At 56.6% G+C, this 11,592-nt stretch carries 12 protein-coding genes; 10 read left to right on the top strand and 2 right to left on the bottom strand.

Annotated elements, in window-relative coordinates; translation table 11 throughout:
* On the bottom strand, window positions 1–151 hold a 151-nt coding region (locus HOJ95_01405), incomplete at its 3' end, for a hypothetical protein (protein MBT6393338.1).
* Entirely contained in the window at window positions 148–1,266 is a 1,119-nt protein-coding gene (locus HOJ95_01400; GenBank protein ID MBT6393337.1) for a hypothetical protein, read from the bottom strand. The genes HOJ95_01400 and HOJ95_01405, both read right to left, overlap by 4 nt.
* Window positions 1,267–1,569: 303 nt before the next feature.
* Here HOJ95_01400 and HOJ95_01395 point away from each other — a divergent pair, with 303 nt between their 5' ends.
* The 10 genes from HOJ95_01395 to HOJ95_01350 form a co-directional block, all read left to right on the top strand.
* The gene (locus HOJ95_01395) at window positions 1,570–1,908 is read left to right on the top strand and encodes a P-II family nitrogen regulator (GenBank protein MBT6393336.1); all 339 of its coding nucleotides are present in this window, start codon (window positions 1,570–1,572) and stop codon (window positions 1,906–1,908) included.
* 61 nt (window positions 1,909–1,969) lie between these two features.
* Window positions 1,970–3,274, top strand: coding sequence for an ammonium transporter (locus tag HOJ95_01390; GenBank protein MBT6393335.1), 1,305 nt, complete (start codon window positions 1,970–1,972; stop codon window positions 3,272–3,274).
* 317 nt (window positions 3,275–3,591) lie between these two features.
* A complete protein-coding gene (locus HOJ95_01385) occupies window positions 3,592–4,341 on the top strand; it encodes a hypothetical protein (GenBank protein ID MBT6393334.1) in 750 nt (249 codons plus the stop codon).
* Window positions 4,342–4,639: 298 nt separating this feature from the next.
* Window positions 4,640–5,431, top strand: a complete 792-nt coding sequence (locus HOJ95_01380) for an SDR family oxidoreductase (GenBank protein MBT6393333.1) — start codon at window positions 4,640–4,642, stop codon at window positions 5,429–5,431.
* A gap of 42 nt (window positions 5,432–5,473) precedes the next feature.
* A complete protein-coding gene (locus HOJ95_01375; GenBank protein MBT6393332.1) occupies window positions 5,474–6,568 on the top strand; it encodes a mandelate racemase/muconate lactonizing enzyme family protein in 1,095 nt (364 codons plus the stop codon).
* 13 nt (window positions 6,569–6,581) lie between these two features.
* Window positions 6,582–8,222 (top strand): monooxygenase, encoded by a 1,641-nt coding sequence (locus HOJ95_01370; protein ID MBT6393331.1) that lies wholly within the window; start codon window positions 6,582–6,584, stop codon window positions 8,220–8,222.
* A gap of 55 nt (window positions 8,223–8,277) precedes the next feature.
* Window positions 8,278–8,913, top strand: coding sequence for an SDR family oxidoreductase (locus HOJ95_01365; protein ID MBT6393330.1), 636 nt, complete (start codon window positions 8,278–8,280; stop codon window positions 8,911–8,913).
* The gene (locus tag HOJ95_01360; protein MBT6393329.1) at window positions 8,910–9,263 is read left to right on the top strand and encodes a hypothetical protein; all 354 of its coding nucleotides are present in this window, start codon (window positions 8,910–8,912) and stop codon (window positions 9,261–9,263) included. The genes HOJ95_01365 and HOJ95_01360 overlap by 4 nt, the downstream gene beginning before the upstream one ends.
* A gap of 299 nt (window positions 9,264–9,562) precedes the next feature.
* A complete protein-coding gene (locus HOJ95_01355) occupies window positions 9,563–11,410 on the top strand; it encodes a response regulator (protein ID MBT6393328.1) in 1,848 nt (615 codons plus the stop codon).
* 43 nt (window positions 11,411–11,453) lie between these two features.
* The coding region (locus tag HOJ95_01350; protein MBT6393327.1) for a hypothetical protein at window positions 11,454–11,592 on the top strand (139 nt) is incomplete at its 3' end.

Raw genomic sequence — 11,592 nt, 5'->3', positions numbered from 1 at the left:
GATCGGCGGGGGGCGCCTCGAAGTAGACCCAGCGAGTAGGGCCGCCCACGCTTACCTGCTCCCGGACGGCAAGCGCACAACTCTCCCCCGTATCAATTCCGCAGAATCGGGGAAGCCGCGCCTCTTCTTTAATAAGCGTTTCATCGTTCATGCCGGAGGGCGCTCCATTTGATAGGGGGCCGTCTCGCGAAGGCGGCTAATAAGGGCAGCGTCAATGGGCCTACTCTCGCCCGCATCCGGAAGGGCAAGGGCCGAGCAACGGAACTTCGCCGCCTCGCCGGGGCGGCGGGCGGCGCGCCATTTGGCGGCAATTCTCTCAAGCCGGATCGCCTCGACAGCAAGCTGGGGAATTCGCCAGCTCGCATGACTGCGCAAGGCGGGCTCGCCAGCGGGCGCCCATCTTCCCGCCGAGCGCGAGAGATGGGCACCGCAGCTTGGGCAGACGAGGCGAGGGGGACCGCCATCGTCCGCGAGTGCGTCCGCGAGCACTTCCGGCCAGTGCTCCTCAAGAGTCCATTCGCTCTGGCAACCGAAACAGGGCACACGCCAGGTGCGCCGGTCGCCGTCCTCATACATGGCGTGGATACCCCGACCAGGTGTGCGGCCCATGGCGAGGTTGACGGTAAGGCCAATCCTTGAGGCATCGAGGCGATCGTTAGACCAGGCAAGATTTTCAGGCGGCAAATCGTCCACTTCATCGCGGATGAGCACATCGAGCGGCAGTGATATCGCGTTGCCGATATCCTGGAGACCCAAGACATAAAGAAAGCGAGAGCCGCCAGGGGCAGGAAACTCTTTTAACCCTTTTGAGGCTGCCCCCCGATAGCGACCATCCCGCATGGCGGCGGCAAGACGAGGATTGCGGATAGCCGGGCGAATTCTCGTATCGGCAAAGCGGTTGGCAAAATCTTGATCAGGCAAAAAGTAGCCAACGTTCAAGCGGCGCACTCGAACACAGTAGAGCGCGAGCCCAATCGCCACGGATGTCATGCCGATCTGAGTTCCTTTGAGAATACTCACCGTCTGCTCGGGCAGACCGAGACGAAGCACCTCGTCGAGATGTGCCATCGGCCCTAGCAGCGCCTCGCGCCCCCTGAAATTCAGCGGGCCAGAATCTGAGCCCACCTCGGTTTCCATAAATTCTTGGAGCGAGGGTCGCCGACCCATATGTATCTGCCTGCCTCCCGATATGCGCTCTTGCACCGACCGAGCGGCATTGCGACCAGCCCCTTTTATTTTCCATCCCGGCGTTTCCGGCCCCGGCATCGCGCCCCCCCCTTTTTCGGGCGCCACCCATTGGCGTCCGGAGGGAAAATCTAAACCAAGGGACCGGGAAGTCAGGTACAGCAAATTCGTACATAACAAATCAATACTGCTAATTTAAAAACAAACACTTACAGCATTTTCTATTTTCGCAAGTTTACGTAACCTGCTCGAAATATTTCTGTGCTATTAATTTCTTTACATTGGTTTGTTTTTTGAGGTCCCGACTTCCCATACACAGGGGCGGGACATATCCATTTCTCTTTCCAGCCGGAGGGACGATTCCCGGAGCAGGAGAACGTTAAGATGAAAAAAGTTGTCGCCGTCATCAAACCGTTCAAGCTGGATGAAGTGAAGGAGGCCCTCGGCGGCATCGGGGTCGCGGGCATGACGATTACTGAGGTGAAGGGCTTTGGTCGCCAGAAGGGCCATACCGAACTCTATCGTGGAAGCGAATACGTCGTCGATTTTCTCCCGAAAATCCGGATAGAGATTCTCGCCGAGGATGAAAAGACAGAATCCATCGTCTCGGCCATCGCCGAGGCGGCCAACACGGGTCAGATAGGAGACGGGAAGATTTTCATCATTCAGCTTGGTGAAGTTGTTCGCATTCGTACTGGCGAGCGGGGAAAAGAAGCTATCTAACAAATCACCAGATGCCGAATTAAAAACATTTACCACCAACACCCTTGAGGAGGAGGGAAACGTGGAAAACAAAATCCGTAAATTCGCATGGTACATTTTTTCGATATCGGCTCTCGTAGCCATCTGGCCCGCCTTCGCCGCCGCCGCAGAAGCCAAGCTGGACGGCGCCAACACGGCCTGGATACTTACCTCGACTGCGCTCGTCTTGTTCATGACGATACCGGGCCTCGCCCTTTTCTACGGCGGGCTGGTTCGAACGAAGAACGTTTTATCCGTCTTGATGCAGTGTTTTTCGATCACCTGCCTCGTTTCAATTCTCTGGCTCGTCATTGGCTACAGCCTCGCCTTCTCGGATGGCAACGCCTTCGTCGGTGGCCTGAGTAAAATGTTTTTCAAGGGCGTAACCACGGACTCACTGTTCGGAAATATTCCAGAGACCGTCTTCGCCATGTTCCAACTCACCTTCGCCATAATCACCCCGGCGCTCATCATCGGTGCCTACGCCGAGCGCATGAAATTCTCGGCCATGTTTCTTTTTTCCGGCATCTGGCTGGTTTTCGTTTATGCCCCGGTTGCCCACTGGGTTTGGGGCGGCGGCTGGCTCGGTGGAATGGGTGCCCTCGATTTTGCGGGCGGCACTGTTGTTCACATCAACTCAGGGATAAGCGCCCTGGTGTGCGCCATCATGCTTGGCAAGCGCCACGGATTTCCCGAACAGCCGCCCTCGCCGCATAACCTCACCATGACCGTCACCGGCGCCTCAATGCTCTGGGTCGGCTGGTTCGGCTTCAACGCAGGCTCGGCTCTGGCCGCCGACGGCGCTGCCGGCATGGCTATGCTGGTGACACACATGTCCTCGGCCGCTGCCGCACTCACCTGGATGTTCATCGAGTGGAGCAAATTCGGAAAACCGAGCGCCTTGGGGATTGTCACCGGTGCAGTCGCCGGCCTCGTCGGCATCACTCCGGCCTCGGGCTTTGTTGGCCCCATTGGCGCGCTCGTCATTGGCGTTGCCACCGGCTTCATCTGCTACAACGCCGTGGGCATCATCAAACAAAAATTCAAGATTGATGACTCGCTCGACGTCTTTCCGGTCCACGGAGTGGGCGGCATTGTTGGCGCTCTCCTGACCGGCATATTTGTCAGCGATAGCTTTGGCGGCGCAGGCCTCGCCGAGGGCGTCACCATGGGCGGGCAGCTCTGGATTCAGCTTGTCAGCATCGTGGCCACGCTCGTCTATTCGGGCGTTCTATCGTTCATCATCCTTAAAGTGGTGGACAAAATCGTCGGCCTTCGTGTCGCCGCCGAGGATGAGCAGGTCGGCCTCGACCCGAGCCAGCACAACGAGACGGGCTACGAAATCTAATTTTCCACAGCAAACCTCCTCAAAAACGCCGGCCCCCTAGCGGGGCCGGCGTTTTTTTGTGCTGTGTTCAAAAAATTTGAGCCCAAAAACAGAAGGCCCCCTCTCAGCAACAGGAATAAAACCATATATATCAAAGATATATAAATTCATTTGACATCAATATAAAAGATGTGCAAATATTAGCCAAATTAAGCAATTTGCTTATTGCATGACTTTTGGTGAATTTCTCTGAACAGAAGGGGACCATTTTAATTTCAGAGAAATTATTTCAGCCAAAATTGACTTACTTTCGTTCCGCTTCCTGAGGAGGGATAAACATGAAAAATAAATTTTACGCCATCGCGGGGGCAGTTCTTATCGCCGCAGCGCTACTCGTACCATCTATCGCTCTCGCCGCTGCGGGAGGGGTCGGCGCAGGAGGCGTCGCAGGCGCCTCGTCTGATAACGCTGCCGCGATTGAAGAAAACGCAGCAGCGATTGACGCCAATTCTGCGAGGATTAGCGGCAACGACGCCAGGATTAAAGCGCTTGAAGCTCTGATCAAAAACATGACGAGCACTAGCTGCCCAGAGGGCGAGTTTCTCATTGGGTTCGAGCGCGACGGAACACCCATCTGCGCACCGGGGGGAGCTGACAACCCAAGTACGACAGTCAATCTCCCGGATTTCACAGCCATAGATCTGGACACGGGCAACACCCAAACTTGCCGACCCAAAGAGCTATGCAAATTGCTCATGGGTGCGGACTTTTCGTTTAGCTCGTTTGTTAAAGGCGGGCCGCTCTTCTTTACCGGCAAGACTGCCCGGGCCGTGGTAGACCCGCGTCTGCTCATCTCTTATGAGGATGTGGACGAGAATACCAGGCGCTCTTTGTTTGAGCTTGGAGGCAATACAGGAATCCCCTCCGCTCGCACGACACTAATCATTCAGACGGACACCGGCGCTCTTTTCAAAGCAGGTAATTGGAGACCAAATGACAGTAAAGCCGGTGGCGTCACCTTCGACTACCAGTTGCTAGTAGGGAAGGCGCCATGCCCGCCGGACAGGAAATGCGAAATAATTAAATAAATGGTCGGCCAAGAGGCGGCTAAGTAGCTAACCACCAGTACACCCACCGCCCGGGAGGGGAAACTCTTCCGGGCGGTTTTTTTTATTTCCTCCCCTCTATTAAATACTCTTAGACAAATTCGATATCCAATTGCCTCGAAGCCTCGGCCTCCATAGCTCGCCCTCCTGGATGTGGGGGACCTATATCATGACCACAAGTTGTGAAGCCGCCCCCCGCCAATTACAATGAGAGTAACTTTCATCCAAATAATTCGACCACTCGGCGCGGGCGGTATGCGCCATCGATAAGGAGTCTGCCGTGGATATGGAATTGAAGGGAAAATGCGCCCTCGTGGGGGGATCGAGCCAGGGAATCGGACACGCTGTGGCCAGGGGGCTGGCGCAAGAGGGCGCTAGCGTTGCGCTATGCGCGAGGCGGCCCGAGGTGCTGGAGAAGGCGGCCGAAAAACTCCGGGCCGAGACGGGCTCAAAAATAACGACAGTTGCCGCTGACTTGAGCAAACCCGAGGATTGCGAGCGAGCGGCGGCAGAGGCCGTAGAGGCGCTAGGCGGGCTCGACGTTCTCGTCAACAACGTGGGACAGATTAAGCTCGCAGGCATCGAGGAGTTATCCGACACAGACTGGCACACTGAAATCGAGCGCAACGTAATGAGCGCGATTCGCTGCGCGCGAGCGGCATGGCCGCATCTAAAAAAATCGAGCCAGGGCCGCGTCGTCAACATCACCGGGCTTGCCGGAAAGCAGGTCTACCTTCCCGGCGACATGGCCACCTCGCTGACAAAAGCCTCGCTCAACAGCTTTACCAAAACCCTCGCGCACGAGGGGGCCCAGTTCGGCATCCTGGTCAACAACGTTTGCCCGGGGCCTATCGAGACCGAAGGGATGCCCGAGCGACTCGAATGGATAGCCGAGCGCCTCGGCGGCACGATAGAGGACGCCTGGAAAAACAGGGAGAATGCCTCGATTTTAAAACGCCTGGGCCAGCCCGAGGAGGTGGCAAACGTCGCCGTCTTCCTCGCCTCGGCTCGGGCAAGCTTCGTCACCGGGGTGACGGTAGAGGTTGGCGGCGGCTCGGCGCACTACATCTAAAAAAATCAAAAATCTTTCAATTCATCACCGGAGGAATCATCCATGAAAATCACCAAGATCGAGGCCAGCCGGCATATTGTCCCGAACGATGTGCCGCTTCTAGACAAACAGCTTCCCTGGGCCCTGATTTTTGTCCGGGTCGAAACCGATTCAGGCATCACCGGCTACGGCCTCACCGGCGCGATACAACAAAACGCCGTGCGCGAGCACATCAACTCCGAGCTTGCCCCGCTGCTCATCGGTGAGGACCCGCTGGCCCACGAGCGTCTCTGGCACAAATGCTTCTACCGCCACGACCCACGCTACCAAGGAGGCACCTTCTCGGCGGCCCAGAGCGCGGTGGACATCGCCCTTTGGGACATCAAGGGCAAACATTTTGGCGAGCCCATTTGGCGGCTGCTTGGCGGCGCCGATGCAACAGTCCCGGCATACGTCACCTTCGGATTGGGAGAATACTCCCGCGATCAACTCGCCATCGCCGCACGAAGCTGGCTCAACGAGGGGTTTACCCGCCTCAAGATGGTTGTCGGCGCCGACCGCGACAACGTGGATGTGGACGAGGATGCCGCCCGCGTGCGCCGGGTCCGCGAGGAGATTGGCGAGGGGCCTGAAATATTGATCGACTCGAACTACAAGATGCCCTACCACCAGGCCCTTGAGCTTTGTAAAAAAGTTGAAGATTGCGGCATCGGCTGGTTTGAGGAGCCGATCTGGGGCAACGACCCCAAACTCCTCGCCCAGCTCCGGCGGCATACTTCGATTCCGATTGTGGCCGGGCAAAACGAGAGCTCAAAATGGCGCCACCGCGAACTGTTGGTGAACGAGTCCATCGACATGGCCCAGCCCAATGTGGCCTACGTTGGGGGCTTCACCGAGGGGGCCAAAGTCGCCGCCATGGCCCAGGCCTTCAACCTTCCCATCGCCAACGGGGGCGGCTGGCCGCACATCAACGCCCATCTTCAGGCCGGGATGGACAACGGCACGCGGGTCGAGTTCCACCTGCTCATGTGGCGCGCCTTGAATCAGATTTTCATCGACCCACCTCAGCCCGAAAATGGCTCCTACACCCTGCCCCTGACGCCGGGGCTAGGCCTAGAGCCAAATGAAGATATTTTGAAGAGCACGATCGTAAGCTAAGGAGAAGCGCACCATGCCTGATCTCGACACACAAGTTTTAATTTGCGGAGGGGGACCCGTGGGGCTCTGCCTCACGATTGAGCTGGCGTTGCGCGGCACTCCCTGTGCAATCGTCAACGAGAGCGAGACCGTCGCCACCCATCCACAGGGCAACACCATGAACGCCCGCACGATGGAGCATTATCGCCGCTTCGGGGTTGCGCCCAAAGTTCGCGAAACGGGACTTCCCCTTGCGCATGTGACGGATTCAGTCTATCTCACCCGGCTCAACGGCCAGGAGATTGTGCGCTTCAAGATGCCCTCGGCCGCCGAAAAGATCGCCCCCGGATCTCCTGAGCGCGAAGTGGGGCCCGAGCCGCTGCACCGTGTCTCGCAAATGCTCGTCGAGCAGATACTCAAAGACAAAGCAGACGAGCTTCCCGCCGCCGATGTTCGCTTTGGCTGGCGGCTGCTGGGTTTCACCCAACTCGCGGACCACGTAGAGGCCGAGCTTGAGGTGGCGAGGAGCGGAAAGAAGGAAACCTTACGGTGTGCCTACCTCGTGGGTTGCGACGGGGCGCACTCAACGGTTCGCCGCGAGCTTGGCATCCGCTACGCAGGCGATGGCGGCAAGGACGTGAACTACATGATGGGCCGCATGCAATCCACCTACCTTGAGGCGCCGGGGATTTATGATGTCCTCGCCAATCCTCCGGCATTTCACACCCAAGTGACAAACCCTGAGCAGCGATCAGCCTTCATCACGCTGGACGGCAAGGGCAAGTTCTTGATGTTCACCAAGCTCGATCCTGGCGAGGAGGTCTCGAATGAGGATGCAAAAAAAATCGCGCTTGCCCAAATAGGCGCCGATGTGCCGGTGAAAATCCTCTCGTCCAAACCCTGGACGGCAGGCCAGGCCCTCGTAACCGAGCGCTACGGCGAGGGGCGCGTCTTCATGGCAGGCGATGCCGTACACCTGTTCACCCCAACCGGGGGCTTTGGTATGAACACGGGTATCGACGATGCCGCCAATCTGGGCTGGAAGCTCGCGGCGGCCTGTCAGGGCTGGGGGGGAGCAAATCTCCTCGCGAGCTACGAGGCCGAGCGGCAGCCCATTGGCATTCGCAACACTTCGGAGTCGCACCGCATGGCGCTTCTTGTCTCGAAAATGAAGGTCCCCGAAAAAGTTGAGGACGACACGCCCGAGGGCGAGGCGGCGCGTGGCGAGTTGGCGCAGTATTTGCTCGAAAACCTGCCCGAGCTTTTCGGCGCCGAGGGCATCCAGCTCGGAGCGCGCTACGATGGCTCGCCGCTGATCGACCATGCAGGCGAAACGCCACCTGTGGACGACCCTGCCGGATATGCTCCCACGGCCTGCCCTGGCGGGCGGGCGCCTCACTTCTGGCTATCAAATGGGCAGGCGCTCTATGATGATTTCGGCGAGGGCTTCACATTGCTCCGCTTCGACAGTGAGACAGACGTTTCAGGATTTGAGGCCGCCGCGCAAAAACGCGGGGTGCCTTTGAAGGTGCTCGACATCGACGATCCAAAAGGGCGCGCGCTATATGAGAAGAATCTCGTCCTTATCCGCCCGGACCAGCACGTTGCCTGGCGCAGTGAGACACCACCATCAGACCCGAATGCGCTCATCGCCCGCGTCACAGGCGCAGCCTGAGTGCAGGCACAGCCTGATCGCAGGCACAGCCTGATTATTGAAAGGGAGACAAATTTTGAAAATCCTCGTCGCCGGGGCTAACGGAAACACGGGGTTTCGCCTCACCCGCCTACTGGCGAAGGGGGGCCACGATGTGCGCGCCATGATTCGCGATTCGGCCCAAGCTGGGCGAATCGAGGCGACAGGTGCCCAGCCATACATTACAGACTTAGAGGGCGATATCTCCTCAAGCGCCGAGGGTTGCGAGGCTGTTTTCTTTGCGGCGGGTGGCGGACGAGGAAGCGGCCCCGAGAAAAAAGAGACGGTCGATCACATGGGCGCGGTCAAACTCATGGAAGCCGCCGTGGCGGCGAATGCTACGCGCTTTATCCTTCTCAGCTCAATCCGCATCGACTATCCGGACACCTGGCCCGATCATTTAAGAGCGTATCTCGCAGCCAAAAAAAAAGCTGATCAGCGTCTTCTCGATAGCGATCTCAACTACACGATTGTGCGGCCTGGCCGCCTGACGGACGCACCCGGTGCAGGACACGTCGCGGCGGGAAATCTGGGCGGCCAGCAAGGCGAGGTTACCCGGGACGACGTGGCGGCGGTGATGGCCGCCTGCCTTGATTTCGACAATACGCGCCGCAAGATTATTGATCTTCTTGCGGGCGATGTCCCCATCCCGGAGGCGCTCCAGGGGATATGAGTCAAACTATAAAAAAAACCATACTCGCAATTTTATCCGCCGCAATGTTTATCGCTCCCGCGTACGCCCAGCCAACCACCCCAATGAGCACTCCACCCCCTGTTGACGCTCCCCAAGAGGGCGATGGAGGAGAATGGGTCTCGGGCCGCCACATTAACATCAGCAACGGTTGCCTCAAGATTTGGCACTGCGACTGCTCGAAGGCGAAACTTCCGCGCCATGCGCAACTCAAACGTATCCCGCCCACGGATAGTGCCGGGCTCTGCAAAGCAGGGGCCCGAGGCACATGCACCTCTTGCGAGGCCCCCACCCCCAAGAAAAAATGTGAATGCAAAGCTGAGGATCGCTAAGGCAACCCTGCCCCGGCGTTGCGAGCAAAGTTAGGCGCGCTAAGGAAGCGAGAAAACGCGAGATCGGTAATTTTCCCCCTAAAATATTTCATTATTTACATTATACATCTCATTCACACTAGCTAAATAGTACAATTTCTCTTCGGCAACTCGAAATTACTCCACCGAAAGAGTAGTCTAGGTTTTTCACAAATATGCCTCCGCCCGAATATTGGAGCGCATCATTACTAAGCTTTCATGTTATTGTAGTTTAATAACATAACTGATATTCAAGAATCTCGGCAGTCGAGGAATTTATTATGGCCATGGTTAGGTTCGACTCGAACACTCCCATATTGCTGGCCGAGAGCGATCTTAAAATCCGCAATGCGTTTCAGCCCATTCTCGATGAATTCCAGATCAACAATCCTACGTTTGTGGAGGACGGCTACCAAGTTCTCCAAGAAGACGACTCCACAAAGTTCGAATTGATTATTCTTGGCAGCTCACTTGAGGGCCTGAGCGCCCCGAAGGTTGTCGCGGCGCTCAGGAGCGACGGCAAGAACAAAGAGACTCCCATTCTTTTCATGCACACCGCCTCCGACATAGAGAACGCTGAGAAGGCGATACAGGCAGGTGCAACGGCCGAACTCCAATGGCCCGTCAACAAGAAATCTTTCCTTAAAACACTCGAAAAGCTTCTCGATAGGCGCATCGTCACCAAGAGCGAGGAAAAGGAGCGCCACCAAATCTTCGTTGACAAATTCAAGTCGTCCGTTGATGAAGTGAAGAATCTTCGCGGGGATGGAAAAACCGAAGAGGCAGAGGTGGCTTTTGTCGATACCTTGAAAATGTTTTTTCTCACCTCCGCCGCCATGCACGATGCCCGGGAGGACCACGACAAATCGGCAAGAATTGTCCGCGAGGGAAAGATCGTATTTCCGCGTTTGGAAAATGAATTCCTAAACTTCATCGGAGAGGCGAGCGCGACCACCGCTGCAGAGCAGACAGGCGCCACCAATAACGACCTGGCCGAAAAGATAGACCCCAAAATTGCCATACTCGTCGCGGACAGCAACAGTAATTCCTTGGCTATTTACCGAGAATTTTTTAAAGAACTCCAGCTCAGCAACGTCTCGTTCACCAGCGATGGCCTGAGCACGCTCCGCGAGGACGACGCCAATATTTTCGAGCTAATATTTCTGAACTATCAACTATCCGACATGTCGGGCCAGAAGGTTCTCGCCGCCATTCGCGTCGGCGAGACGAATCCCGATGTCCCGGTCATCATGACGTACGGCTCAAAGGACAGGGCGGCAGCCAACGAGAGCCTTCGCAGTGGGGCGACGGCAGCCGTCGAAAGACCCACTAAGGTGGAGCATCTCAAGGAAGCCATCGAGTCGCTCCTCAACAAGAGGATTCAATCGAAATCGGAAATCCAGAATATCTCCGCCCAGTGCCTCGACATCGTATCCAAATCTATTGGCGCCGTGTTCGTGATGAAAAAAGCAGGTATCTACAAAGGTCCCGATGCGCCTTTCGTCGATTTTCTCCTCGAACTCATGATGACGATGATGGAGGTTTATCTTGCCAGGGGCGACAAAAAGTCCGCCGAGGCCTTGGTTGAACAGGGCCGGAATATTTTTCCCGACATCGGGGGAAGATTCAGCGAGCGGACAGACGAGTCAGTCACTCGGGGAACAAAGCTTCTTGAGGAGAAACTATACAGTCAGGCCAAATCCGAATTCAAAACGGCTCTCACCCTGAACGAGTTTAGTATCGAGGCATTCATCGGACTCGGGGAGAGTTGCCACTTTCTAGGTGATGCCGAGGGCGCAAAAGAGGCGTTTCAGCAGGCCATTTCCTCGCCAGAGTCATCTGCGAAAATGAAGTTGCTCATGCAGCTTGGTTTGCTCACTTGCCGATATGAGTACTACGAAACGGCCCTGGAGGCCTACGATCAGCTCATCTCGACTTATCAACTCGATCCGAGGCTTTTCTATAACAAGGCCCTGATTCACGTTCGAAAAAGAGAGTTCGGAAAAGCGCTCCCTCTTTTGAGCCGCGCCATTTCGCTCGACGAGGAATATTCCCCGGCGAAGACACTGCACAAAAAAGTACGGGGCTGGATGAGCCAGATTCCTGATGTGGAGCTGCAGCCGCAATAGACAGCCCCCCCCTTGCACCTTTTCAATAACCGGAGATTCCTCGATGACCGAGGAGAGCATCAAAAGAGGATTCGAGCGCTTCACCCTTCCCGTGATAATCGAGGTACCTGGAATCTCGGACGTTCCCCTGGTGCCCGAGGACATCAGCGCGGGGGGGGTTTTCCTTCATCGTCGATATCCGG

Source organism: Nitrospinaceae bacterium (assembly GCA_018669005.1).
Taxonomy (GTDB): domain Bacteria; phylum UBA8248; class UBA8248; order UBA8248; family UBA8248; genus UBA8248.
Note: the sequence above shows the minus strand (reverse complement) of the source record. Positions and strands in the feature narration are given on the sequence as shown.